This is a genomic window from Loktanella sp. D2R18 (genome assembly GCF_003318235.1).
Taxonomy (GTDB): Bacteria; Pseudomonadota; Alphaproteobacteria; order Rhodobacterales; family Rhodobacteraceae; genus Yoonia.
This window is the reverse complement of record NZ_QOCG01000019.1, coordinates 132,453-158,426: the sequence shown is the minus strand read 5'-3', so window position 1 is coordinate 158,426 and position 25,974 is coordinate 132,453. Positions and strand designations below refer to the sequence as shown.

Annotated in this window: 27 protein-coding genes; 13 read left to right on the top strand and 14 right to left on the bottom strand. The window is 53.9% G+C overall.

Annotated elements, in window-relative coordinates:
• Positions 1–95 precede the first annotated feature (95 nt).
• Genes DS901_RS11130 through DS901_RS11115 form a run of 4 tightly spaced genes read right to left on the bottom strand, consistent with a single transcriptional unit; the run spans position 96 to position 5,486 of the window.
• The gene (locus DS901_RS11130; protein ID WP_113777002.1) at positions 96–1,427 is read right to left on the bottom strand and encodes a hypothetical protein; all 1,332 of its coding nucleotides are present in this window, start codon (positions 1,425–1,427) and stop codon (positions 96–98) included.
• Complete coding sequence (locus DS901_RS11125) at positions 1,427–2,515, bottom strand: PP2C family protein-serine/threonine phosphatase (RefSeq protein WP_113777001.1); 1,089 nt, start codon at positions 2,513–2,515, stop codon at positions 1,427–1,429. The genes DS901_RS11130 and DS901_RS11125 overlap by 1 nt, the downstream gene beginning before the upstream one ends.
• The gene (locus DS901_RS11120; protein WP_113777000.1) at positions 2,499–3,308 is read right to left on the bottom strand and encodes an FHA domain-containing protein; all 810 of its coding nucleotides are present in this window, start codon (positions 3,306–3,308) and stop codon (positions 2,499–2,501) included. The genes DS901_RS11125 and DS901_RS11120 overlap by 17 nt, the downstream gene beginning before the upstream one ends.
• Before the next feature lie 18 nt (positions 3,309–3,326).
• On the bottom strand, positions 3,327–5,486 hold the full coding sequence (locus DS901_RS11115; protein ID WP_113776999.1) for a serine/threonine protein kinase: 2,160 nt from the start codon (positions 5,484–5,486) through the stop codon (positions 3,327–3,329).
• A gap of 461 nt (positions 5,487–5,947) precedes the next feature.
• Between DS901_RS11115 and DS901_RS11110 the strand changes: the two genes are divergently transcribed.
• The 12 genes from DS901_RS11110 to phbB all read left to right on the top strand — a co-directional run bounded on the left by DS901_RS11110 (position 5,948) and on the right by phbB (position 16,928).
• On the top strand, positions 5,948–6,922 hold the full coding sequence (locus DS901_RS11110) for a type I glyceraldehyde-3-phosphate dehydrogenase (protein ID WP_113776998.1): 975 nt from the start codon (positions 5,948–5,950) through the stop codon (positions 6,920–6,922).
• Positions 6,923–7,013: 91 nt separating this feature from the next.
• A complete protein-coding gene (locus DS901_RS11105) occupies positions 7,014–7,940 on the top strand; it encodes an ABC transporter ATP-binding protein (protein WP_113776997.1) in 927 nt (308 codons plus the stop codon).
• The gene (locus DS901_RS11100; RefSeq protein WP_113776996.1) at positions 7,937–8,698 is read left to right on the top strand and encodes an ABC transporter permease; all 762 of its coding nucleotides are present in this window, start codon (positions 7,937–7,939) and stop codon (positions 8,696–8,698) included. Before DS901_RS11105 ends, DS901_RS11100 begins: the two co-directional genes overlap by 4 nt.
• Positions 8,699–8,735: 37 nt before the next feature.
• Positions 8,736–9,530 (top strand): S49 family peptidase, encoded by a 795-nt coding sequence (locus tag DS901_RS11095; RefSeq protein WP_113776995.1) that lies wholly within the window; start codon positions 8,736–8,738, stop codon positions 9,528–9,530.
• Positions 9,531–9,690: 160 nt separating this feature from the next.
• Positions 9,691–10,467, top strand: a complete 777-nt coding sequence (locus DS901_RS11090; protein WP_113776994.1) for an SDR family oxidoreductase — start codon at positions 9,691–9,693, stop codon at positions 10,465–10,467.
• Positions 10,468–10,752: 285 nt separating this feature from the next.
• Positions 10,753–12,621, top strand: a complete 1,869-nt coding sequence (uvrC, locus tag DS901_RS11085) for an excinuclease ABC subunit UvrC (RefSeq protein ID WP_113776993.1) — start codon at positions 10,753–10,755, stop codon at positions 12,619–12,621.
• A gap of 48 nt (positions 12,622–12,669) precedes the next feature.
• Positions 12,670–13,338 carry a CDP-diacylglycerol--glycerol-3-phosphate 3-phosphatidyltransferase gene (gene pgsA / locus DS901_RS11080; protein WP_113776992.1) on the top strand — a complete coding sequence of 223 codons (669 nt, stop codon included), beginning with the start codon at positions 12,670–12,672 and terminating at the stop codon, positions 13,336–13,338.
• The gene (gene moaD, locus DS901_RS11075; protein ID WP_113776991.1) at positions 13,335–13,580 is read left to right on the top strand and encodes a molybdopterin converting factor subunit 1; all 246 of its coding nucleotides are present in this window, start codon (positions 13,335–13,337) and stop codon (positions 13,578–13,580) included. Before pgsA ends, moaD begins: the two co-directional genes overlap by 4 nt.
• Positions 13,581–14,021, top strand: a complete 441-nt coding sequence (locus DS901_RS11070) for a molybdenum cofactor biosynthesis protein MoaE (protein ID WP_113776990.1) — start codon at positions 13,581–13,583, stop codon at positions 14,019–14,021.
• A gap of 68 nt (positions 14,022–14,089) precedes the next feature.
• Positions 14,090–14,887, top strand: coding sequence for an EAL domain-containing protein (locus tag DS901_RS11065; RefSeq protein ID WP_113776989.1), 798 nt, complete (start codon positions 14,090–14,092; stop codon positions 14,885–14,887).
• A 73-nt stretch (positions 14,888–14,960) separates the two neighbouring features.
• Complete coding sequence (locus DS901_RS11060) at positions 14,961–16,136, top strand: acetyl-CoA C-acetyltransferase (RefSeq protein ID WP_113776988.1); 1,176 nt, start codon at positions 14,961–14,963, stop codon at positions 16,134–16,136.
• A 66-nt stretch (positions 16,137–16,202) separates the two neighbouring features.
• Positions 16,203–16,928: an acetoacetyl-CoA reductase gene (gene phbB, locus DS901_RS11055; protein ID WP_113776987.1), complete on the top strand. Its 726-nt coding sequence runs from the start codon at positions 16,203–16,205 to the stop codon at positions 16,926–16,928.
• A gap of 182 nt (positions 16,929–17,110) precedes the next feature.
• On the opposite strand, the gene DS901_RS11050 is transcribed toward phbB, so the two are convergent.
• From DS901_RS11050 to DS901_RS11040, 3 genes are all read right to left on the bottom strand, one after another.
• Positions 17,111–17,278 (bottom strand): YdcH family protein, encoded by a 168-nt coding sequence (locus tag DS901_RS11050; protein ID WP_113776986.1) that lies wholly within the window; start codon positions 17,276–17,278, stop codon positions 17,111–17,113.
• A 118-nt stretch (positions 17,279–17,396) separates the two neighbouring features.
• On the bottom strand, positions 17,397–18,173 hold the full coding sequence (locus tag DS901_RS11045; protein WP_113776985.1) for a tRNA1(Val) (adenine(37)-N6)-methyltransferase: 777 nt from the start codon (positions 18,171–18,173) through the stop codon (positions 17,397–17,399).
• Positions 18,145–18,363, bottom strand: a complete 219-nt coding sequence (locus DS901_RS11040) for a putative signal transducing protein (RefSeq protein ID WP_113776984.1) — start codon at positions 18,361–18,363, stop codon at positions 18,145–18,147. The genes DS901_RS11045 and DS901_RS11040 overlap by 29 nt, the downstream gene beginning before the upstream one ends.
• A 54-nt stretch (positions 18,364–18,417) precedes the next feature.
• On the opposite strand from DS901_RS11040, the gene DS901_RS11035 reads away from it, so the two are divergent.
• On the top strand, positions 18,418–19,416 hold the full coding sequence (locus DS901_RS11035) for a polyprenyl synthetase family protein (RefSeq protein WP_113777042.1): 999 nt from the start codon (positions 18,418–18,420) through the stop codon (positions 19,414–19,416).
• Here the strand turns inward: DS901_RS11035 and DS901_RS11030 are convergent.
• From DS901_RS11030 to DS901_RS11000, 7 genes are all read right to left on the bottom strand, one after another.
• Positions 19,413–19,928, bottom strand: coding sequence for a hypothetical protein (locus tag DS901_RS11030; RefSeq protein ID WP_113776983.1), 516 nt, complete (start codon positions 19,926–19,928; stop codon positions 19,413–19,415). The genes DS901_RS11035 and DS901_RS11030 overlap by 4 nt on opposite strands.
• Before the next feature lie 124 nt (positions 19,929–20,052).
• Complete coding sequence (locus DS901_RS11025; RefSeq protein ID WP_113776982.1) at positions 20,053–21,084, bottom strand: TRAP transporter substrate-binding protein; 1,032 nt, start codon at positions 21,082–21,084, stop codon at positions 20,053–20,055.
• A 101-nt stretch (positions 21,085–21,185) separates the two neighbouring features.
• Positions 21,186–22,058 carry a type I methionyl aminopeptidase gene (gene map, locus DS901_RS11020; protein ID WP_147249906.1) on the bottom strand — a complete coding sequence of 291 codons (873 nt, stop codon included), beginning with the start codon at positions 22,056–22,058 and terminating at the stop codon, positions 21,186–21,188.
• Positions 22,059–22,129: 71 nt separating this feature from the next.
• Positions 22,130–22,996, bottom strand: a complete 867-nt coding sequence (locus DS901_RS11015) for a dioxygenase family protein (protein ID WP_113776981.1) — start codon at positions 22,994–22,996, stop codon at positions 22,130–22,132.
• Positions 22,997–23,013: 17 nt separating this feature from the next.
• Entirely contained in the window at positions 23,014–24,318 is a 1,305-nt protein-coding gene (locus DS901_RS11010) for a TRAP transporter large permease (RefSeq protein WP_113776980.1), read from the bottom strand.
• Positions 24,315–24,866, bottom strand: a complete 552-nt coding sequence (locus DS901_RS11005) for a TRAP transporter small permease subunit (RefSeq protein ID WP_113776979.1) — start codon at positions 24,864–24,866, stop codon at positions 24,315–24,317. Before DS901_RS11005 ends, DS901_RS11010 begins: the two co-directional genes overlap by 4 nt.
• Positions 24,867–24,896: 30 nt before the next feature.
• Positions 24,897–25,970, bottom strand: a complete 1,074-nt coding sequence (locus DS901_RS11000) for a C4-dicarboxylate TRAP transporter substrate-binding protein (protein ID WP_113776978.1) — start codon at positions 25,968–25,970, stop codon at positions 24,897–24,899.
• Between the last annotated feature and the right edge of the window lie 4 nt (positions 25,971–25,974).

Sequence of the window (25,974 nt, the reverse complement as noted above, 5' to 3'; positions counted from 1 at the left end):
ACGAGGTTATCACTGGTTTATTGCGATAATGGAAACAGAGTAGTGCAGGCTGGATAAGGCACTTATATTAACACTTTGACAAGTGTTGCGCGACGTTACGCTGCTAAATCGGCCTGTAACTCGTGCTTGATTTGCAACAATAGGCTTAGCGCTTCGACCGCGGCACCGTCATTTTTTTCCATCTGCATGAGCTGCACGAGGTCCGCAGCGTCAAACGCCGTATCCCGTGCGCGTATAAGTGCTTGGTCAGAATCGTCACCATTCTCATTCAGGTAATCGCAAATCCACTGCACGTTCTCAGAAGCGCGCGCGATGATTTCGGCGGGTGTGCCATCGTCTGCATTTGCCATGACCTGAGAAATTGCTTGGCTTTGTTCAGCGATATAGGCAAGCGCAGTTCCATAGGCGCTACGCGTTTCTGGCTGAAGTCTTACAACTGCGGCTGATTCTTTTGTTTCCCCTAGTGAAACAGTTGCGCTATGCACGACTGAGAGCTCAACAGTGTGGCTTGTGCCCAAGTCTGTTGGTGAGCCGTATTCATCTTGTTGATTTAGAACAACTTTTTCATTTCCTGCTAGAGCATCGGCGTTTTGATGCAACAAAATGTCGCCCAGATCGACAAAAGCCTGCCGCCCTTGATCGACCTGTTTAAGTACTGCACCAATAAGCGCCGTTCCGCCGCTACTGCGCATTTTTTCTTTGTCGACGGTTCCATCGACCCCGCGAGAGGCAAGCGCGTCAAGCGTTGCAATGGGCAATACGTGGTTAAACTCATCGCTAGCGGCTTTGCGCACGGCCGCGATTGCAATGTCCAACTTGCCTGCTGCGGCAATTTGATCCGCATGGGTGAGCATCAAAAATGCGTGATCTTTGATCAGATCAGGCATTTGCGCCCAAATCGCCTGTTCCGCGGGGACGTACCCTTTTGTGCACCACATTGCGACGTCACAACGCTTGGCGGCCCATTGGCAAGCCGCACTGAGCGCTTCAGGTTCATTGGTCGATGCGACATCCAGCACCGAAATCTTCTTCAACGCGGGTAGAGGGATTCGCAGCTCAACGAAAGTTGGCTTAGTCGCGATAATTTTCAAAATATCGACCGTTTCAAACGTCGTTTTTTCGCCAAAATGGTCGAGCGTCTTCTTGGTGCCGTCGTCTAGCGTGCAGATGGCTTGGGTCGTGTCGCCATGCGTCAACTGAACAGTTGGCAAATTGACGCTTTCGGGAATGACCTTGCTGCCGACAAGCAGGTTAAGTATCCGCGATTTTCCGGCGCCCTCCATTCCCAAGAGCGCAATGCGCACGGGTTGATCAAGGCGGCCAGCAAGCTGCATTGCGCGCTTATGGGCGGCGTCAGGTAGCAGGCCGCTAGTGACGGCCTGCTTTAATTCTTCGTGTACGCGTATCGCGAGAGATTGATTCGACATTATTTGCCTCCGGCGGCTAGTTTAGCCTGAGGCGCAGCCTCTTCAACCTCCTGTGTGCTTGTATCATCAAGTTTCGCGATTGGCTTCACCTCTTTGATGACCGGTTTTGAGTCTTTGGGTTCCTTCGCCGCCTCTACAGGGGCAGGGTCCGTGAGGCTCTCTGGCGCTGAATCCTCTACCTCAGGTTCCGCATTTTCCGGATCTGCCTTAGGCGCTTCGGTAACGACGCGGGTAATAGAGGACGCGTGGGTTTCAATGTGACCAACCGGTTTCGCACGGATCGCGCGGATGACCGGCTTGTTGTGGTTCAGCTTGATAACCGCGAATGACACGTTGTCTTGATCTGGGTCAGCCAGGGTTTCGATGGCTTCCAAAAGGTAGCCCGCAATCTCGGCGCTTTTTCGGCGGCGATAGCGGTGCAAAATCTTCTGAATATGCGCCTCTTCAAGATATTGGAGTCCATCGCTTGAGACGACAACAATATCCCCAACCTGAAGTTCGAACGGCTTCTTGGGGCAATCAGACTTTGCCACACGGTCGCCAAGGATGACCGAGGTCAAGCAATTGCGATCCGGGTGGTTTTTGCCAGCTTCCGCATCCAAAAGACCCGATTGCACCATAAAATCGATCTGTGGTGCCATCGAATGGTCTTCGTTGAGCTGCTTAATCTTGCCCGCGCGCATGTGATAAAGCGGCGAATCCCCGATCGACATCCAGAACATCCGGTTTTCGATCAGAACCAAAGAGACGAGCGTCGCACCCATGCCGCGTGTGTCAGGGTTCGCTTTTACGTGATTACGCACAACGTTGTTTGCGTTCACGGCAGCAGATGTCAAATACTGCGGGATTTCACTTTCAAAATCGGTGAAATTGGCGCTTTGAAACTTAAGCTCACTAAAAACTTCGGTCACTACGATTTTACTGGCGACGTCGCCAGCAGCATGGCCGCCCATACCATCAGCCAGAACGACAACGCCAGTGTCCGCCCCAAATGGGAAATCACTAACAATTGCGTCCTCTTGGTAATCACGGCCGCCTTGGACGATCGCAGATGCGACGTCAAAGCGTGGTTCAGGCGATCGCCACATCTTCATCCTCCCCAGATGCGCCGTCAGTCCAGTTGAATGTCTTGTCACACAGGCTAACAAAGCGAAGCACAGTTTCACCCAGGCGAATAACATCGCCGGAATTAAGCGTTTCGTTACTAATAAGTGGTTTATCGTTCAAGCGAACAATGTTTGATTTTCCGCCATGCCCAAGAATGAACTCGCTGGTTTCTTCATCAAACACGATTGCGGCATGGTTGCTACGCGAAATGGAGTTATCTCCAAAATCAAGTTTCACAGCTTGGTCGTCGCCACGCCCAATTTGGGACATGCCAGGCGATAGCGAAAAACACTCGCCGCGACCAGGACCGGAAGCGATCACAACCCAACCCACTGGAAATTTCGCGCGCAACGCTGGGACTGCCTTTGGCGCCTCAGGTGTTGGTGCGTCATCAAAAATGCCAACAACATCACCATCTGATTTTTCAAAGCCAATCAGGCGTGTTTTGGTCCGGCGGGCACGCGCTGGTGAGCGCGATGCGGCTGCGGATGCTTCGACCGGTGCTGGCGTAGGCAAATCGGGTGCCGTTTCGGGCAGGGCATTTGACGCGCTGTCGTCTTCAACATCCCAAATATTTGTTGCTTCGGCCTTAGGTGCTGCAACCTTGGTATTTACCGAAGACAGGATGTCTGTCACTGCTGGTTCAACAGCTTCCCCCGCGCCGATGGATCCTACGGTGTCTTGGTATGATTGCTCAAGCGGATCGACGCCAGCAGGGCGGCGGGAGGTGTCATCGCGCCGCTTTTTGCCAATGAGATTACGAAGAAATTTCATTTCATCTACCTTCCAATATTAGTCTTCAGGGCCAGTATAGATAAGCGAGGCAACCCACATGCTGCCATCGCGTTGGACTGCAAACATGAATTGTTCGACGTCGCTTTCTAGCTCTCGGTTAAAGATATTTGTGAGTGTTTCACGTTCAGTAAGGGTCTCAGCAGTTGGGATATAAGAGACCACAACATCGCCAGCTTGTAAGCCGCCAGCAAGGTCGGTTGGCATGTCTGCTACCGTAGTGCGCCACGCATCATCAGCGAAGACAGACTTAAAACTTACCCCGTTGGACAAGACCAACTCTTGCGATACGGGAAGGTTCCAATCATGTTCTGCGGCGACACCATCGGCATTGATGGTTCCAAAGGTTGCGCTGATCGTGCCAGGAACCTCTTGACCGTCCATCGAGGCGCGCAGCGCAGCTGGAATGCCCGCGATGGCATCTACTTCAACGCCATTGACGCTGGTGATTTCTAAACCTGGTTCGACCCAGAGAGGAGAAATAAGGCCGACTTGGGAGATTACGTTTGATGTATCGTCTGTAGCGCCAAACGGCAGACCAACTGTCCATTCGGAACTCACATAGCTCGGCTGCAATTCGTTGCCAGGTACAACAGCGTCAATTGCACCATCCAAACCGGCACCAATAGTGTCGACTGCTTCGGGTGTATCTGGAAGCGCGACATCTGCGATCTCGCTTTCGCCAACAGGGCGTGTGCCCGTTTGCTCTGCGAATTCGGTGCTGGCTTCGGGGTCTGTCGCCGTTGGTTGCGGTGTTGCAACTGGCTCTGGAAGCGGCTCTGGTTGTGCGGCAAGTTCAACGCTTTCTGGACGTGCTGCCGGGCGCAGAACAGGTGTATCAACGATAACGGGACCGTCGACGATAACAGGCGCGACAACTGCGGGCTCATCTTCGACGACAACGGGTGCCGGTTCTGGCACAGTCTCTGTAACTGGCGGTGTGACCTCTGGGGGCGCATCAACAACTTCAGGCGCAGGCGTTTCGACTTCAGGCGCTGCTTCGACCACGGGGGCGGGGGTTTCCACGACAGGGTCTGGTGTTGCAACGGCGGTTTCTTGTTCTGGCACAGGGGCGTCATCGCCACCTGTCATGGTCATAACACCAACCCCTGCGAGGATCGCGACAACAGCCGCAGAACCAAGCAAAATAGGCAGCTTGGATTTTGCTGCAGGTGCGGCTTCAGCAACGGGTGCTGCGGTTGCGGCTGCGTTAAGCGGTGTCACATTGCCTTGTTTGCCGTCGATGATCTGCAGCCAGTCTTCAGCGGACTGAATGCGGTCTTTCGGCAAAACGGCCAGCGCTTGGTCCAGTGCTCCAAGGAAACTGTCTTCGTAGTCGGGGAACCGACCGGCCAGCTTCACATATGGATCGGTGTCACCAGAAGCGATTGCGGCAAGCCGCGCTTGGCTATTTGGTGGGACATCGTTGTTGATCAGGTGATAGAAAGTCGCGGCCAAAGCATAAAGGTCACTGCTTGGGCTCTGCTCGGATCCCGCGATATAGAATTCTTGTGGCGAGTAGCCGTCTTTGACCACGCGCAATGCAGATAAAACGCGGCTTTGCTTTGTGGCTTCTTCGCGCGCCGCACCAAAGTCGATCAAGACAGGGTGGAATGTCTGGTTGATCAAGATATTGTCTGGCGAGATATCGCGGTGCAAAATGCCTTGCTCGTGGATAAAGCCCACAGCGCTCAGCACTTCTTTCAAGATCACCTTGATTTGTGCTGGTGTAAGATTGCTATTGGAATCCTCAATCGTATCCAGCAGGTCGCGGCCCTCAACGAAGTCAAGCGCCATATAGGCGGTGTCGTTGTCTTCAAAGACTTGGTGCACACCGACGATATTCGGGTGGTCCAGCTTTGCTAGGCTACGGGCCTCTTGGACGAAAAGGCGAACGATAGATTTCAATTCGTTTTGGTGGGCGCGCGAACGGGCCTGCACAACATAACGGCTCCGGCGGCAGAACGCGCCAGGGAAACATTCTTTAATCACGATCTTACGATCAAGACTATCCTTTGCGAGATACGTGATCCCAAAGCCACCAGCGTTTAGGAAGCTTTCGATCGTGTATTGGCCGTGCATCAGCTTTGTGCCCGGCTTTAGCTCGTCCACAAAGCTGTCTTTTTCGTCCATGGTTTCTGTCTCTTGCGCCTTCGCCATCTTACTTCCAGCTCTTAAACTTCACTGCCCAAACGGAAATCCCGTTGGCTCATCTCGTCTTTCTCATTCAAATTAGGCCAAAAAGTGACGCTAACCTGTCGTTTATCGATTCTTAATCCTCGGAAATTCCTCAGATTGTCGCCAAATGCAGTTCTAGTCTCAGCGGGTTTCCGCCTAATACTATCTGCTTTCACTGATGATTAGTGCTTTTCGTCTAGAAATATGCCGAACGCTAGGGCGTGGCCAAATAATTAATCTATTTCTTTCGAGGTGTGATGAATTTCTATCAATGTGATGCCGCGAAACGTCACTTTGCCGCATGTCTTTGCTGTATTTACGAGAATCACCCACTGAATCTTGGTTAACAAGGACTTGGGTGCCAAGCGACTTCAATTAAGAATCTCTCTTGCCGCCAAATTCGCGACGGTGCACGATCACACCACCATTCCGGGGGCAGTTAGATGGCACGTATTTTTATCAATGGATTTGGACGAATTGGCCGCACGTTGTTGCGTGCTTGGGCCACTGAAAAATGGTCTGACCTTGAGATCGTTGGCATCAATGATATCGCGGCGGGAGATCTTTGCGCGCATTTGTTTGCGTATGACAGTGTCTTTGGCCCCTATCCGGGTCAAGCCGAATTTGTGAGTGGCGCCTTGGTGCTGGACGGTCGGTCGATTCCCCTGCATCGCACGGATGACGTCAGCAACTTGGATCTTTTTGATGTGGATATTCTGCTAGAGTGCACTGGCAAAGCAGACAGTCCAGAGAATGCGAACCGCGGTCTGCAAGCGGGCGCGGGCCGTGTTTTGATCTCAGGGCCGTCAGGTGCGGCGGAATTGACCATGGTGCTGGGCGCAAACGACTATCTGCTGGCGGATCAGAAAATCGTGTCAAACGCATCTTGCACGACCAATGCGCTTGCGCCTTTGGTGCGGCTATTGGATGATACTTGGGGCCTGCAAACGGGTTGGATGACGACGATCCATTGCTACACTGGCAGCCAGCCAACCATTGATGCCCCACGCGGAGACATGTTGCGCAGCCGGGCGGCCGGGTTATCGATGGTGCCCACAACGACGTCGGCGCAGCGATTGCTGAACGAAGTGCTGCCTGACATTGCTGGCCGGATTGAGGCGGCTGCCGTCCGCGTGCCTGTGGCATCGGTGTCCGCGGTGGATTTGACCGTGACGCTGGATAAACAAGTGTCGCTTGAAGATGTGCATGATCGCCTGCGGTCCCAGACGGGGGTAATTGGGCACACCGACAAACCGCTGGTGTCATCTGATTTACGCGCGCGCCCTGAAAGTCTGATCGTGTCACTGCCCGAAACCCGCGTGACAGCAGGTGGGTTGGTCCGCGTATTTGGCTGGTATGACAATGAATGGGGTTTTTCATGTCGGATGCTTGATGTCGCGAAGATCATGACTACCTAGCGACAACACCTTGCTGAGCGCCAAACCCTGCTCGGCCTTTCTCTTTGCACGCGTTCACGTTAAGTTCCATGAATCCAATAAAGGGCGCTTCATGTCTTCCATCATTTCCATCCAAAATTTGCGCAAAGCCTATCCGGGCGGGTTCACGGCGCTAAAAGGCGTGAACCTTGAAATTGAACAGGGTGAAATCCTTGCACTTCTTGGCCCGAATGGGGCGGGCAAAACCACGCTGATCTCGACAGTATGTGGTATTACTGTCCCGACGGCGGGTACGGTCACCGTCGGTGGGTTCGATACGATGACCGATTACCGTGCGACCCGCGATTTGATCGGACTTGTCCCACAAGAGATCAACCTAGAACCCTTTGAAACAGTTTTCAATTCGGTCAGCTTTTCGCGTGGGCTTTTTGGGAAGCCGCGCAATGACGCCTATATCAACCGCATTCTGGAACAGCTGTCACTTGGCGACAAAAAGGACAGCAAGATTATGGCGCTTTCGGGTGGCATGAAACGCCGGGTTCTGATCGCCAAGGCGCTGTCCCATGAACCACGTGTGCTATTTTTGGATGAACCCACCGCTGGTGTTGATGTCGAACTGCGCAAAGATATGTGGGATATCGTAGCAGGCCTAAAGGCTGACGGCGTCACGATCATTCTGACCACACATTATATAGAAGAGGCCGAAGCCATCGCCGACCGTGTCGGTGTTATCAATGGCGGTGAAATTCTATTGGTGCAAGATAAGTCTGATCTCATGGCCCAGATGGGACAAAAGCAGCTGCAAATCGCGATCAAGGACCCGGTGGCTGAAATCCCTGACGCACTGTCAGCCTATGCGCTGGAACGATCCGAAGATGGGATCAGCCTGACATATACTTATGACACCACAGGCGAACGCACCGGGATCACCACGTTGCTCAATGATCTGGCCGCCGCTGGGCTGGTTATGACCGACCTTCAAACCAAGCAAAGCAGTCTCGAAGATATCTTTGTCGGGCTCGTAAAGGAAACGACATGAACATTTACGCAGTCCAGACGATTTACCGCGCAGAGATGAAGCGATTCTTTCGCACGATCATGCAAAGTTTGATTTCGCCTGTCATTTCGACTTCATTATATTTCATCGTATTCGGCGCCGCCATTGGTAGCCGGATCGACCAGGTCGAAGGGATTAGTTATGGCGCGTTCATCGTGCCGGGGTTGATCATGTTGTCAGTGATGACACAGGCCACCGCGAACGCGAGCTTTGGGATATATTTCCCCAAATTCACAGGCACGATTTATGAACTTTTATCAGCACCGGTGAATTTCTTTGAAATTGTGCTGGGCTACGTTGGGGCCGCTGCAACCAAGGCGATGTTCATCGGGGTGATCATCTTGATCACGGCGTTTTTCTTTGTTGACCTACACATCGCCCATCCTATGGCGATGATCGCATTTCTGGTCATGACCTGTCTAAGCTTTGCACTGTTGGGGTTTATCATCGGAATTTGGGCTGGAAACTTTGAACAGCTGCAATTGATCCCGCTGCTGGTCATCACGCCGCTCGTGTTTCTGGGGGGATCGTTCTATTCGATCTCGATGTTGCCGGGTATTTGGCAGACTATCGCGATGTTCAATCCGGTTGTCTATCTGATCTCTGGTTTCCGCTGGGCGTTCTTTGGCACAGCCGATGTCAGTATCGGTATTTCGCTCGCAGCGATTGCTTTGTTCACCAGTGGGTGTCTTGCCGTGATTGGTTGGATTTTCCGCACGGGTTGGCGCATTCGTCAATAAGCTTTGTGAAAATCCCCAATCAGCCTAAGGTCATACAATGAAACGCTATATCCCTTTTATAAAATCCCCGCCCTTTGTTGCCGTGGTCCGGCTACAAGGCGCCATCAGTAATAGTGGTCGCGGGCTGGATAACCCAAGCTTGGCCCCGGTGATCGAAAAAGCCTTTCGCAAAGGCAAACCTGCTGCCGTCGCGCTTGAGATTAACTGCCCCGGTGGGTCGCCAGTGCAATCGTCGCTGATCGCAGCGCGTATCAGGCGGCTGGCGGATGAAAAGAAAACCCCGGTATTCGCATTTGTCGAAGACGTCGCGGCATCCGGTGGCTATTGGCTGGCTTGTGCGGCGGATGAGGTTTTCGTTGATACATGTTCGATGACAGGCTCAATCGGGGTGATCAGCGCAGGTTTTGGCGCGCATGAGGCGATTGCGAATTACGGGGTGGAACGCCGGGTGCACACGGCCGGGAAATCCAAGTCAATGATGGACCCGTTTAAGCCTGAAAAACCCGCTGACGTGAAGAAACTAAAAAGTTGGCTGGATGATCTGCACGCGACATTCATCGCCTATGTAAAGGCGCGTCGAGGGTCGAAACTGTCGGACAACCCCGATTTGTTCACGGGCGAGGTCTATATCGGCCAAAGGGGGGTTGATGAAGGCCTTGTCGATGGGATCGGGCATCTTGCGCCAGTGATGAAGCAGCGGTTTGGCGATAAGGTGCGGTTCCGGCACTATGGTCAACGCAAATCGATGTTGTCGCGCTTTGGTGCGCAAATGGCTGGTGACGCGGTTGGCAGTATCGAAGAACGCGCCGCATTCGCGAGGTTTGGCCTGTGATCATCAAAGGCATCTTCTTATTTCTGGCCTTTATGGGCGTGCTTGGCATCTTTGGGAAATGGCGGTTTCCGGGGCAACAAAAACTGTCTGACGCCAAATGCCCCAACTGCCAGCGTTATCGGATCGGTAAAGGCCCATGCCAATGTCAAAAAGGCCACCCATGAAGGCGTTAGTAACAGGCGCGGGTGCGCGGCTCGGTCAGGCGATGGCGCTTTACTTGGGGAAGCGCGGTTATGACGTTGCGGTGCATTATGCAGGGTCAGAAACTGGGGCTGCGGATACCGTGGCCCAGTTGCAGGCAATGGGGCGCAACGCTGTCGCCTTGCAGGCGGATTTGCTGGATGAGGATGCGGCCCAAGCCTTGGTCGGGCGTGCAGTGGATGCGCTGGGCGGGACGTTGACCTGTTTGGTCAACAATGCGTCGGTATTCGAATATGATAATGTGGTCTCTGCCACCCGTGAAAGCTGGGATCGACATTTGGGATCAAACCTGCGCGCACCATTTGTTTTGACACAGTGTTTTGCGGCGCAAGCGCCGCAAGCGATACCTGATGAAAATGGCGAACCGATTGCACAAGCCTTGGTCGTGAATATGCTTGATCAGCGGGTGCACAAGCTGACGCCGGAATTCATGACTTATACAATTGCCAAAATGGGTCTTTGGGCGATGACCCAAACCACGGCACAGGCGCTTGCACCTGATATCCGGGTGAACGGGATTGGTCCGGGCCCCACGCTGCGTGGACACCGCCAGAGCGAAGATCACTTTAGCGCGCAACGTGCGGCCACAATATTGGGCCGTGGGGCGCATCCTGCCGACATCACGGCGGCGCTTGGATATTTCTTGGATGCACCTGCTGTGACGGGGCAAATGATCGCTGTTGATGGTGGCCAACACCTTGGCTGGCAGACACCAGATGTGCTTGGGGTTGAGTAGGCGTCGGACAAGTTGTGCACCGTGTTGGGCCATTCGTCACGGAAATGTCATAAAGGGCCTGTTTTTCAGGGGGTTAATAACCTGTAAATATAAATGTACAATAAATTCAAGGGCTTGTATATCTGCCTAAAATTTGGGCAAATAGACGAAGTCTGCTAAAACCAAGGGAAAATTCCAACTCTCACGGAACTACCCACCGAGTTATCCACAGAAACGGTGGATGCCTTTCCTCTTGTCCCTCCTGCGCTCTCATTGCAGCCGGGACAGAATCACAGAAGCAGGCCGATGACCGATCAAACCTTGCCACAACAGACCACTGGATACGACTTGATCTACGGGTATTTGCGTACGCTTGATTCGTCGCCCGGCGTGTACCGGATGCTCGATTCCGAAAGCCGAGTGCTTTACGTGGGAAAGGCGCGCAATCTTCGCAACCGTGTGAGCAACTATGCGCGTCCGGGCAATCATTCCCCGCGGATTGCGCGGATGATCAGTGAAACATCATCGATGATGTTTCTGACAACCCGCACCGAAACCGAAGCTTTGCTGCTTGAACAAAATCTCATCAAGCAGCTTAAACCGCGTTACAATGTGTTGCTGCGTGACGATAAGTCGTTCCCAAATATCTTGGTCACGAATAAACACGCCTATCCGCAGATCAAAAAACATCGGGGCGCAAAGAAAGAAAAGGGAAGCTATTTCGGCCCTTTCGCCAGCGCGGGTGCCGTGAACCGCACGGTGAACCAATTGCAGCGCGTATTCATGTTGCGGACCTGTTCGGACACGGAATTTGAAAACCGCACCCGGCCTTGCCTGCAATATCAGATCAAGCGCTGTAGCGGCCCGTGTTGTGGTAAAGTGTCTGACGAAGATTATGCACAAACCGTGCGCGACGCCCAAGAATTTCTACAAGGTCGCACCAAACGGATTCAGGAAACGCTCGCGAGCCAAATGCAAGAGGCGTCCGATGCGCTCGAATTTGAGCGTGCCGCCGCCCTGCGTGACCGCATTCAAGCGTTAACCCAAGTGCAATCCGCCCAAGGGATCAATCCGCAATCCACGCCAGAGGCTGACGTCATCGCGCTTCATACCGATGGCGGGCAAGCTTGCGTGCAGGTGTTTTTCTATCGGGCCAATCAGAACTGGGGCAACCACGATTACTATCCCCGCATTAGCGGTGACGAAGACCTGTCAGAGGTGATGGAAGCATTCGTTGGGCAGTTCTACGCGAACCGCGAACCAGCGAAATTGGTGATCCTGTCGCATGGGCTTGATAATGATGAATTGATGGCTGATGCGCTTGCCGAAAAGGCGGGGCGCAAGGTTGAGGTGATCATCCCACAGCGTGGTGAAAAGGCCGAATTGGTCCATAATGCCCTGCGCAATGCCCGCGAAAGCCTTGCGCGTAAAATGTCAGAAACCGCAACGCAGGCCCGCCTGCTGAAAGGGCTGGCAGAGGCGTTTGAACTGAACAAAATACCCCAACGCATTGAAGTCTATGACAACTCGCATATCCAAGGCGCCCATGCTGTTGGGGCCATGGTGGTCGCCGGGCCGGATGGGTTTGAAAAAAACCAATATCGTAAGTTCAATATTCGCGGGGATGACCTGACACCAGGCGATGATTTCGGCATGATGAAAGAGGTGATGACGCGCCGCTTTCAACGTTTGCTCAAAGAGGATCCTGATCGCACATCAGGCGCTTGGCCTGATCTGTTGCTGATCGATGGCGGTGCAGGTCAGGTCAGTGCTGTGCGTGAAATTATGACTGCGCTGGGGGTTGGTGATATCGCGATGGTTGGGGTCGCCAAGGGCGAAGATCGCGATGCTGGTAAAGAGGAATTCTACCGTACGGGGAAACGCGTTATGGCGCTGCGTCACAATGACCCGGTGCTCTATTTCATTCAACGCATGCGCGATGAGGTGCACCGTTTTGCGATTGGCACGCATCGTGCAAAACGCAGCAAAGCAATCGGGGCCACGCCACTCGATGAGGTCCCCGGCGTCGGCGCGACACGTAAACGTGCGCTTTTGGCGCATTTCGGCTCGGCAAAGGCCGTTTCGCGGGCGAATCTGGCCGATCTCAAGGCCGTGGTTGGTGTTTCCGATGCGCTGGCACAGACAATCTACGATTACTTTCACGAAAAAGGGTGATCGCATCTGGGATATGGCCAGCGGCGGTTTTGCGGGTTAGATAGAGACATGACATTGAATATTCCCAATATCCTTACCATCTTGCGACTGGCCGCTGCGCCGGGCGTTGCAATCATGTTTTTGTATTTCAACCGCCCTTGGGCCGATTGGTTCGCGCTCGTGCTTTTTGTTGGCGCGGCATTGACCGATTTTTTGGACGGATATCTTGCGCGCCTTTGGAAACAAGAAAGCAAATTGGGCGCGATGCTTGACCCAATTGCTGATAAGGTGATGGTGATTATCGCGCTTGTTGTGATCACCGGATTTTCGGGGATGAACCCTTATATCCTGTTACCCGCGATCCTGATCATTTTCCGCGAAGTGTTTGTTTCGGGCTTGCGTGAATTTTTGGGGGATACGGCGGGCACGTTAAAGGTCACAAAACTTGCCAAGTGGAAAACCACGGCGCAAATGGTTGGGATCGCGCTGTTGTTCGCTGCTGGCGCGTTTGAACATTATTTTGGGATGCAATCGCTGGCGATGACGTCTGAAATGGTCACCGATGCGATATCTGGCAATGGCCCTGATGAACTGGGGCTGTGGTGGAAATATAAAGGTATGGTTGTCAGTAGCTGGGCGGGAATTATCGTGCTGTGGATTGCGGCCGCGCTGACCGTGATTACTGGCTGGGACTATTTCAATAAATCAATGCCTTACCTACGGGATGATCTGCAATGAATGTGATGTATTTCGCATGGGTGCGCGAACGCATTGGGGTCCCCCAAGAACAGATTGAGACCCAAGCCGCAACGGTCGCTGAATTGGTGCAAGAACTGATCGCCCGCGAAGAAAGATACGCCGCAGCCTTTGCTGATGTGTCGGCGCTACGCGTGGCCTTGGATCAGGAATTGTCAGAGTTTGATGCGCCGCTCGCCGGGGTGCGCGAGGTCGCCTTTTTCCCACCGATGACTGGGGGCTAAATGATCATCCGCGTGCAGTCTGACCTGTTCGATGTCGGGGCCGAATTGAACGCATTCGCCCAAGGGCGGCAGGATGTTGGTGCCGTGGTCAGCTTTACGGGCGTCGTGCGCGACACGCGGGGCGATTTGCAAGAGATGCAGATCGAACACTATCCCGGGATGACCGAAGCGGCGATTGCCGCAATTGCCCAAGATGCCGTGACACGCTGGGATTTGGCGGACGCCTTGGTGATCCATCGTTATGGCGCGTTGAAACCGGGCGCGCCGATTATGATGGTTGCGACCGCTGCCGCGCACCGTGTTGCCGCGTTTGAAGCAGCGGATTTCTTGATGGACTATTTGAAATCGCGGGCACCGTTCTGGAAGAAAGAGATTACAGCAGGTAACGCCACTTGGGTTGCCGCAAAAGATGCGGACGAAGACGCATTAAAACGGTGGTAAGCCGCGCATCTTAATCGGATGTTAGGGCGGTTGGGGGCATTCTGCAGCCGTCCCTACGGAAACGCACCATGCAAACTGCCAACATTGATATGGATGATTACGCGCTACGTGATCCGCTGAATTACGCCATCGCTAGTCGTGATGGGGATGTTATGGATTTGGTGCGTGACGCACTTGCAACTGGGCGGGCGCGGCTCGCATTTCAACCGATTGTGACATGCGACGACACCCCAAAAATCGCGTTTTATGAAGGGTTGGTGCGATTGCTTGATGATGCGGAACGCATCATTCCCGCCGCACATTTCATGCCACTGATTGAAGAAACGGTGATGGGGCGTCAGATTGACTGTGTGACGCTTGATCTTGCAATAAAGATGTTGATCGCGAATCCCAATTTACGTCTGTCGGTCAATCTATCCGCGCGGTCCATAGGTGATGGGGAATGGCGGCGTATATTGGATCGGGGATTATCGCATCAGGCGGCCCCGGGAGATAGGTTGATTTTTGAAATCAGCGAAACCTCGGCGATGTTGCTGCCCGAAAACGTGATCCGCTTTATGACCGAAATGCAGCCTAAGGGGGTTGCCTTTGCGCTGGATGGGTTTGGCGCGGGGTTCACGGCCTTTCGACATCTAAAGGACTTCTTTTTTGATCTCGTCAAAATTGACAAAAGCTTCATCCGCGGCATCGATAAAAACGTCGACAATCAAGTTTTGGCTGAGGCTCTGATCACCGTCGCCCGCCAGTTTGAGATGTTTACTATCGCTGACGGCGTCGAAACCGCGCAAGAGGCCGCTTTCTTAGAAGGGCTTGGTGTCGATTGCTTGCAGGGCTACTATTACGGCGTTCCAAAATTTGATCTGTGACCCCAAGTCACCTTGCGCCTCTTGCGTGTAAGTGGCACCGTCGACGTGAAGACGAAATCTAAGGGAGAAATTCATGACCAATGTTGTAATCGCATCCGCCGCACGTACTGCCGTGGGGAGCTTTGGCGGCGCATTCGCCACTACACCAGCGCATGATCTGGGGGCAGCGGTTTTATCAGAGGTTGTCGCGCGCGCAGGCATCGACAAAGCTGAAGTGAGCGAAACAATTCTTGGTCAAGTTTTGACCGCAGCACAGGGGCAAAACCCGGCTCGTCAGGCGCATATCAATGCCGGGCTTCCCATTGAATCTGCTGCCTGGGGGATTAACCAAGTTTGTGGTTCGGGTCTACGCGCGGTCGCACTTGGTGCGCAGCACATTCAGCTTGGCGATGCGGCGATTGTTGCGGCAGGTGGTCAGGAAAACATGACGCTTAGTACCCATGCTGCAAACCTGCGCGCAGGACAAAAGATGGGCGACATGAAATTCATCGACACGATGATCCGCGACGGGCTGTGGGATGCGTTCAACAATTACCACATGGGGCAAACGGCTGAAAATGTTGCTGACCAGTGGGGAATCACGCGCGACATGCAGGATGAATTTGCCGTTGCTTCCCAAAACAAAGCGGAAGCTGCGCAGAAGGCTGGCAAATTCGCGGATGAAATCGCCGCATTTATCGTGAAAACGCGCAAGGGCGAGATCACCGTGGACCAAGACGAATACATCCGTCACGGTGCGACGATGGCAGTGATGCAGAAATTGCGCCCTGCTTTTACAAAAGAAGGCTCTGTAACTGCGGCAAATGCTTCTGGCCTAAACGACGGTGCCGCCGCGACATTGCTGATGTCAGCTGACGATGCTGAAAAACGCGGGATTGAGCCGCTCGCGCGGATCGCATCTTACGCAACTGCCGGGCTCGACCCGTCGATCATGGGTGTGGGGCCTGTCATGGCCAGTCGCAAAGCGCTCGAAAAAGCGGGCTGGGCTGTGGGTGACCTCGATCTAGTTGAGGCGAACGAAGCTTTTGCCGCGCAGGCCTGTGCTGTAAACAAAGACATGGGCTGGGATCCTTCAATCGTGAACGTCAACGGTGGGGCAATCGCGATTGGGCACCCAATTGGCGCTTCTGGCTGCCGTGTGTTGAATACCTTGTTGTTCGAAATGAAACGACGCGGCGCGAAAAAAGGTCTTGCGACTTTGTGTATCGGTGGCGGTATGGGTGTTGCAATGTGCGTGGAGCGCCCGTAATAATGTGTCTATAATTATCTAATTTTGGCAACAAAATTGCTTTGCAAATTATCGGGAGGAGAACACATGACACGAGTAGCACTTGTTACCGGTGGGTCGCGCGGCATCGGCGCAGCAATTTCATCGGCTTTGAAAGACGCGGGTTGCACCGTTGCGGCGACATATGCGGGGAACGATGAAAAGGCGGCGGCCTTTACTGCTGAGACCGGGATCAAGACCTACAAATGGGACGTTGGTAACTACGAAGCATGCGCCGAAGGTATTGCGCAGGTTGAAGCCGACCTCGGCCCTATTGATATCTTGGTTAACAACGCCGGGATCACCCGTGATGCGCCATTCCACAAAATGACGCCTGACCAGTGGAACCAAGTGCTCGACACGAACTTGTCGGGTGTGTTTAACATGACCCACCCGGTTTGGCCGGGTATGCGCGCCCGCAAATTTGGCCGGATCATTACGATCAGTTCAATCAACGGGCAAAAAGGGCAGTTCGCGCAGGCGAACTATGCTGCCGCAAAGGCTGGCGATATTGGTTTCACCAAAGCACTGGCTCAAGAAGGTGCGCGTGCCGGGATCACCGTGAACGTTGTGGCACCGGGCTACATCAACACCGAGATGATGAGCACAATCCCTGAAAAAGTGATGAACGAAGTGATCTTGCCACAGATCCCTGTGGGGCGCTTGGGCGAAGCCTCCGAAATCGCGCGCGCGGTTGTATTCCTGGCCTCTGATGACGCGGGTTTTGTGACCGGGTCAACGATTTCCGCAAATGGCGGCCAATACATGATCTAAGGCTAACAGTAGTCTATAAAAAAGGGCCACGTCGTTTCGGCGTGGCCTTTTGCTATGTCGGGTGCCTAGTTTTGTCTACGCATTCGCGGGTATGACATCTTGTGTCTTTTGTCCCGGACCTGGGGCGCGTCAAACGCGAGGCAATCGCCGACTTTGGCGAAATTATTTCGCCTGCAAAAAAGTTAATGCGTGCTAAGTTTTGTGATTTCTTCTTTCAGAAGAAGTTTTTGTTTCTTGAGGTTAGCGATCTCAAGATCGTCTGTCGCCGGACTTCGCTGCATGACTACGACGTGTTCAGAGAGGGTTTGGTGTTTTTTCTTCAGTTCCTGCAGGTGTGAACTCAAGCTCATGGTCGTCCTCCTTTGGGTTAGAAAGTAAGTATATTGCAACACATTTATGACGGTTTGTCACGCGTCATGCGCGCAATATACTGTGACAAGAGGCTGGTTGAAAAACCTTGCCAGAAGGTTAAGGGCTGACACTCAACTCTGCGCCATCGCGTAAAATCGCGCGCACATGTGGCGTATAGGTTTCTTTGTCGCCCGTATGTGCTTGCCCCATATGCATAATAAGTGTCGGTGCCATCCGAAATGCTGCACGCCCTTCTTGGCGGGCCTGCAGCAAGAACAGTTCGGGTGCCCGATCTTCGCGTCCCGCAATGGGCATCACAATAATTGCGCCAAGCCGCCCCTGCAACGCTGCGATCACCTCGGGGAGACGCTCCATGCGTTGAATAATTGTCAGATAACCTCGTGGTCCCACGCGCCGCGCACCAATATCGAGCCAGTCACCTAACGGCGTGTCCCCGGCAAGCGCAACATCGCGTCCGGCATCATGGGCTGCGACACCATGCGCGCGTTCAAAATAGGGGGGGTTCATGATCACATGATCAAACCGCTTTTGGCGCAGGTCAGCAGGCATTTTCCGCAGGTCCGCGTTAACCACTGTGAAGTTCGCTTTGTTCTCGACTGCATTTTGTCGCGCAAGGGCCGCGTAATCATCCTGCAGTTCAACCCCGGTGATGCTGATCCCCGGAACCCGCGCGCATAGACACAAGGACGCAACTCCAACGCCGCATCCCAGTTCAAGAACTGATTGACCCGGTTTCGCAGCGATGCTTGCCGCCAAGAGAACCGGATCAACCCCTGCGCGGTACCCTTTGCGTGGTTGGAAAACCCGTAGTTTACCGCCGAGAAAATCGTCTTGCGTCAGGTCCTTATCCACGGCCCAAATCCACCTCTGCATCGCGCATGATGGCTTCTGCCATGAACAAATCGCGGTCCAAAACCATTAGCCTGCGCGGCATTATGCCCAAGCTCCCTTCGAGGACGCTCATATTTACGTCGAAGGTGAAGCAGTCTATACCCTCGCTGTCCAATAGGGCGGTTGCAAAGGCGATGACAGTGATGTCGTTGGTGCGCAAAAGCTCTTTCATATCTATGACCTAAGACGGGGCGCGGCCTTTGTCTATCACATCACGGAAATGCGCATGAGCCTTGATCAAGCAGCCACGAAACCCCACGAACAGCTGGCCGCCGCATTGGCGGATGATATGGCAGCGGTTAACGATATGATCCGCGCGCGGATGGCGTCAGAACACGCGCCGCGTATCCCCGAAGTCACCGCCCATTTGGTCGAAGCAGGCGGCAAGCGTTTGCGCCCAATGCTGACCTTGGCTGCGGCCCGCATGTGTGGCTATGACGGCCCCTATCATATCCATTTGGCCGCGACGGTTGAATTCATTCATACCGCGACTTTGCTGCATGATGATGTTGTCGATGAAAGCAGCCAGCGGCGCGGGCGCCCGACTGCCAACTTGCTTTGGGACAATACGTCAAGTGTGCTGGTCGGCGATTACCTGTTCGCCCGTTCGTTCCAGCTGATGGTCGAAACCGGGTCGTTGCGGGTACTGGATATTTTAGCAAACGCATCGGCGACCATTGCCGAGGGCGAAGTTTTACAACTGACCGCAGCCAGTGATTTGGCCACGACCGAAGAAATTTATATCCAAGTTGTGCGCGGCAAAACCGCTGCGCTGTTTTCAGCGGCGATGGAAGTTGGTGGCGAAATTGCGGGGCAGGATGCTGCGACCAAGCAGGCGCTTTATGACTATGGTGATGCGCTGGGCGTGTCCTTCCAAATCGTGGATGACCTTCTGGACTACGGTGGAACTAAAGCGACGGGTAAAAACGTTGGCGATGATTTCCGCGAACGTAAACTGACCTTGCCAGTGATCCGCGCGATTGCTGCCGCTGATGCCGAAGAACGCGCGTTTTGGGAGCGGACGATCCAGAAGGGCCGCCAAGAAGATGGTGATCTCGACCATGCGATCAGTCTTTTGGCGAAACACGGCACGATGGAAGCTACGCGCGTTGATGCGATTGCGTGGGCGGACAAAGCGAAATCCGCGCTATCCGTGATTCCCGAGCATCCGTTGAAAGTGATGCTGGTCGACTTGGCGGATTACGTGGTCGCGCGGATTACTTAGCGACGAAATGCGCGTTTGATATCCTCAATCGCGGAAACTTGGCTGGTGGACAAATCGTTTTCGACCAAACCGCCTAAGATGTCGTGCAATAAATCCCAAGATGCTTCGCCGTCGATTTTGCGCAAACGGCGGGCCAGACGGGTGATCGCGGATTGTGCGTCTTGGCATTGGCCCTGCAACCAGCGCCCGAGGACTTCCATTTCTTCGGCTTCTTCTTCCGAACAGCGCAGTTTCGTTCGCAAGAGAAGGTGCAGTTTGTCGCGCTGATCTTTGGTCGGGAGGTCGTCTAATTCGATAAAGGCTTGGCCAATCGCACAGATAGCGATGCGTGCGTCGTCGATTCCTTCGACAGGGTGCGCGTTCATTTGCTTACGAAAGGCGAGTTTGCGCGGCGCATTGCGGACCGTCGCTGCGACATCAACCGCTGTGTCAATTGCGTCGCGGGGGTTGTGTCTGACCCAGAACCAAAGGGCTGCGCCAAGTGACGAGAGAATAAGAATAATGAGGGGCATATTTGAATATCTACCGTTTGAAATAAACCTGTCGTTGTACGGGCAGTTAATACGAGGCGGTTTAAAAGGTAAACGTAGAAGTGATGCGCGCAGGGCAATGATCACATCGCCCTGCAGGGGAGCGTTAATCGATTAGGTTGTCCGTAACGGCGGCCTGTGCTGCGGCGACCAGTGCTGCGCCATCAAAGCCTTTGTCGTCCATCTCGGCGATCCACCGGGTGGTGACTTCGGTGCCTAAATCCATAATCCGCGCGGTCTCTGCCTCTGACAGGGTTGCGATCTCATTGCCGGAAGCGGCCATCAGGTCGCGCCCAACGGCATCTCCGGTATCATGCGCGCGCCCAGCCCACATGCTGGCCATCATGCCAGAATTGGCATCAATGATCGCCTGTAGGTCTGCAGGCATGCCGTCGTAGACATCTTTATTCATCGCCCAGATGAAGTAGAGATTATACAGCGCCTGATCGCCCGCGACGTCCGTATGGCTATCCGTCAACTCGTCCAGCTTAAGCGATGGGGACATTTCCCAAGTGATCACACCGCCGTCGACCACGCCTTTGGATAGGGCTTCGGGGAATTGCGGAACGGGCATGCCGATGGGGGTTGCCCCAAGCGCGTCGAGCAGCATTGTCGCTGGGCGAGATGGGCCACGTAGTTTCAGTCCGTCAAAGTCTTCGAGCGTTTCAATCGCATCGCCGCGTTTATGGACGATACCTGGCCCGTGCATGTGCGCTGCTATCACGTGAACATCTGCAAAGTCGTCCATCAGATAGGTTTCAGTATATTCCCACGCCGCAGCACTTGCTTCTTCGCCTGATTTTGAGGTCATGAAAGGCAGTTCAAGCGCTTCAGCCTCAGGGAAGCGGTTCGGTTGGTACGCGGGGATTACCCAGCCGCCATCAATCGCGCCATCGCGGATCAGGTCGAATTGGTTCGGGGCGGACCCACCGAGTTGCATGAACGGGTAAAGCTCGACTTTGATGCGCCCATCAGATTGTTCTTCGATCGCATCGGCCCATGGCTGCATGAAATAGGTCGGGTTCGCGCTTGCCGGGGACACAAAGTGCTGGAACCGCAACGTGACCTCTTGGGCCAGACCAGAATTTGCGGACATCGAAATTGCGGCCGCACAAGCGGCATGTTTCATCAGGTGCATGGTGCATCCTTTCGTTGGTGATTATGGGGGATGCCACCGCTAGCGACACCACTCATATAGGGGTGGTGTGCGCTAGTTGCAAGTCGTTCGCAAATAAATGCTTAGTAGTCAGAGGTCGGATGGAACCGCCCTGCAGGGGATTTTGTGAAAATCTCACAACCGTCTTCGGTCACACCAACCGAATGTTCGAACTGCGCAGACAGGGATTTATCGGCAGTAACCGCGGTCCAATCATCGCGCAACACTTCGACATAGGGACGCCCAAGGTTGATCATCGGTTCAATTGTAAAGAACATCCCGGCTTCAAGTTTTGGGCCCACGCCGGGGCGGCCAAAATGCACGACGTTAGGCGGCGCGTGAAACACGCGGCCCAGCCCATGCCCACAAAAATCGCGGACAACAGACATGCCCTGGGCTTCGGCGTAGGTTTGAATTGCGTGGCCGATATCGCCAAATGTGTTGCCGGGTTTCACTGCCGCAATCCCCAGCATCAGCGCGTCATGGGTCACGTCAATCAGCTTGCGGGCGATGGGTTTGGGTTTGCCTGCCACATACATCCGGCTGCAATCACCGAACCAGCCATCAACAATTACCGTGACGTCGATGTTCAGGATATCGCCAGATTTCAGCGCATCATCGCTACGCCGCTTTTCAAGATTTTTTGACACGCTTTCAGACGCGCCTTTTGGAATAGGCGCACCGGGTATACCGTGACAGACCACATGGTTCACCGAAATACAGCTGGCGTGTTTGTAGCCCTTATAGCCAATCGTCGCGGAAATTGCGCCCGCATCATCGACCCAACTTGTGATCAGGCGGTCAAGTTCACCTGTCGTTTGCCCGACGCTCACGTGCTCGGCAATGTCATCCAAGATTTGGGCGGCCAAAGCGCCAGCCTTGGCCATACCCGCGAAATCGCTGGGATCATAAATCCGGATGCCATCTTTGGTGATGCGGCCTTTGTTCGTGTCCACGCCTATATTCCTTTATCGCTTACCCGCGATATAGGCGAAACAGGATCAAAGTTCTAGGCTAACCATCCCAGTTATACCCGCGCTAAAATGACGTCAAAGTCGACAGACAAGAATGTCTCGGTGACACTGCCCGATAGCTCTAACCCCTCGGGGAAATCGCTGGCTGGTTTTTCGACATAGGTCATCACCAAATCATCACGCACGCCGAACACGGTATCTTGGTCAAGATAGGGGTCATCGTCGGGGAAGATCTCTGTCACCAAGGTCTTAAATCCCGGCGCTTTGATGATGTAGTGCAGGTGTGAAGGCCGCCAAGGGTGACGCCCACAGGCCCGCAGGATATCCCCAACCGGGCCGTCAGACGGGACCGTATATTCAACGGGTTTCACAGTGGTAAATGCGTACTTTCCGTCCTCGCCGACCGTCATCAAACCGTGGAACGAAAACGTATCTTGTTCTTCGTCTTGGCTTGCGTACATGCCGTTTGGCGCGGTTTGCCAAATATCAAGTTCGGCATTGGGAATGGGGTTGCCATCCGTGTCGCGAATAGTGCCTTGGGCAAGCAGGACCGGACCGCCGTAATGGCGTTTCATGTCGCCGCCAACGGCAAGCGGCGGGGCGCCTGACACGTGGAACGGGCCAAGCACCGATGAAGATGTAGCATCAGGGCGCGAGTGCAGCATATCAACCAATGACGACAGGCCGAGCACATCTGAGGCCAACACAAATTCATGGTGATCTTCGGTTTCAATCGCGGCGCAGCCTTCGAGAAACGCGATCCCTGTGCGCCATTCATCATGTGTCAGGTTCACTTCGCGCGCGAAATCATGCATGTGCTGAACCAGTGCGTTCATAACTTCACGTGTCCGCGCATCAGTACTGGCGGCCATATAGGCCTTAAACACATCGGTGATATTGTCTTTGGTGACGTTACGCATGGGAACGACCTCCTAGTTTAGAGTAGAGCGAGGCTCAGGATTGGGAATTGGATCAGGATCATCAGTGCGATCAACATGACAAAGGCGAACGGTAGCGCCCCCATGAAGACATCCATCAAGGAAATGCGATCATCATTGATTGTCGATTTGATCACGAAACACGAGATGCCAAGCGGCGGGGTCAGCAACCCGATTTCTGCGCCAACAACTGTGATGATCCCAAACCAGATCAGCGACATGTCCATCGCTTCGATCATGGGCAGGAACAGCGGGACAACGATCAAGATGATCGATGCCGTGTCCAACAACGTGCCAAGAAACAGCATCAGCAGCACATAGAGCAGCATAACCGTCCAAAACGAGGCTGCGTTCCCAGCGAGTAGATCTTGCAATTGGTTTGGAAGGCCCGCCATGCCCAGCATCCGGCTGTAGATGGACGCTGCGGTAATCAAAAACAAGATCGCGGCTGTGATGTGACCGGTTTCTAAAAGTGCGTCCCAAAATGTTTTGAGCGACATGGAGCGGCGCGCCGCCGCGATGCATAGCGCGACCAACCCACCAGCGGCCCCAGCTTCAACCGCAGTAAGCCAGCCGGTATAGATGCCGCCCAAAACAACAGTGATTAGGCCCAATGTCGGCAGGGTTTTTGATGCGATTTCGCCGCGGGTCATCCATTCGGTGTCTTCAACAACGCGCCCGCCGACAAAATCGGGGGTGTAGCGCCCCATGAACCAAATTGCACCAACATAGGCGACGGCGAGCATAACACCGGGGATAACGCCAGCAAGGAACATATCTCCAACCGATTGCTCTGCGACAAACGAATAGATGATCAGCATCGCGGATGGCGGGATGATCATACCCAACACAGACGACCCGGCCACAACGCCAACCGCAAAGCGCGGGTTGTAGTCTTGGGCCATCATTTGTGGCACCGATACTTTGGTGAACACGGATGCTGAGGCAATAGAAGACCCCGTTACCGCAGCAAACACTGCGTTTGCACCAACTGTGGCCATGCCAATGCCGCCTTTGACCTTACGAAACCGCATGGTCATGACCTCGTAAATGTCCTTACCTAACCCGGCCTTGGACACAATTAGCCCCATAAAGGTAAACAATGGGATGGTGGCAAAACTGTATTCCATCGCACTGTCGCCGACTGCCACCTTGAGCAGGTTCAGTGACAGCGTAAAGTTGTCACGCATCAGCCAGATGGACACCAGCGACACAGTGCCAAGCGCAATTGGGATATAAACACCTGAATAAATCAGGAAGATGATTGCAATGACCGAAATCAGGCCAATTTCAATAGGGCTCATGTGGTGGGCTCATTATGTTCAGGGGCACGGACCAATTGCGGGCGGTCTTGGGCGGTGATGACTTTCAGCACGAAGATGATGCATGACAACGCACAGCCGCAGGCAATCACGAGCTTAATGGGCCACCACGGGGCGGTGAATACGCCGGGCACGCCGAAAAAGTCTTGGGTTTCCCACATGTGCATGAATTCAGGGAACATGATGTACGCTACAAGCCCCATAAAGATTGCAGATACGGCATTGATGATCCGGCGCAGATTCGCGGTCAGATTAGGGCGACGCTTGTGGAGCACATTGAGGAACCCGTCAGAGCGGGTGAGGCGGTCAACGCGCACAACATCAGCAAGCTGTAGAAAGACAATGAAAACGACCGATAGCTGGACGATTTCATAGGTGCCCTTGAGCGGGGCATTAAACACGCCCCGCGCAATGACATCGACATTGAGGATCACCACCAAGCCAAGAACGCAAACCGTTCCAGCGGCATTGGCGATGATCGCCACTTTATTTGCGACCCCTGAGAGGCCCGTAAGTACAGATTTCAACATAATCTAGGCCCCTTCAGGGATCGATCGGGATTAAGGCTGTGTCCAGTCGCGGACGCCGACAAAGCCAGCGGTTTCAAGCTTGGCGAGGTATGCGGCGAGCATCTCTGTCCCAGCTTCACCATTCGCGTTAAGCGTTTCTGTCAGCTCAAGTGCGATGTTTGGCATCGCGTTCGCCCATGCTGTGCGGTCTTCTTCTGACACTTCGATGATCGTTCCGCCTGCTTCCACATAGGCAGCTTCGGCGGCGGCTGCGCGGTCCATCGCAAGACCCGCAAGGTGATCGCGGTAGTCAATCGACACCGCTTGCAGCACCTCTTTGACTTCGTCAGGAAGCGCGTTCCAATAGTCTTGGTTCACAGTCACAGTTTTAGAGTTCACCGCACCAAAATCTGTCCGCAGCATGTATGGTGCGACTTCTGAGATTTTGAATGTTGCCGCGGCTTCTGGCCATAGCTGTGCCGCGTCAACAAGACCGGTTTGCAGCATGTTGTAGAAGTCGGTCAAACCACCACGCACACCAGCAGCGCCTTCGATACCTTCAAGGTAACGCAAGTTCATGCCAGCACCCGCAACTTTCAGGCCTTCAAGACCCGAGATGTCAGCCAATTCATTTGTCGCGAAAACCTGATAACTGTCGAGCACAACACCGGTCGCGAGATAGACTTGGTTTTGATCGGCAAATTCGTTCTGCATAGCAGGGAATTCGCGCGCAATTTCGTCAATCGCCTGTGCAACCGCGCGGGCGTCAGATGAAACAAACGGTGTAACCGCAGCGAGTCCCTGGCTTGGCAGTTTGGAGGAGTGGAAAATCGTCGTGACGATCCCAATGTCGCCAAGACCAAGCTGCACGCCTTCAAGCACACCACGGGGTTTCACAATAGAACCACCATAGTTTTCTTGCCAATCCATCACATAGTTGCCGGTCTCAGCAAGGCGGCGGTCAACTTCGGGAATAAAGAAGTCGGTGAATTCTTGCACCCAAAGTGCGCGCGCTGGATAGCCATCAATGACGACAGCCGAAATTCTTTCCTGCGCCGCGACAGGCATCGCTGTCATCGTCGCAAGGGCCGCACCCATAAGGCTGCGCCGTGTCCAATTAATCATGTGT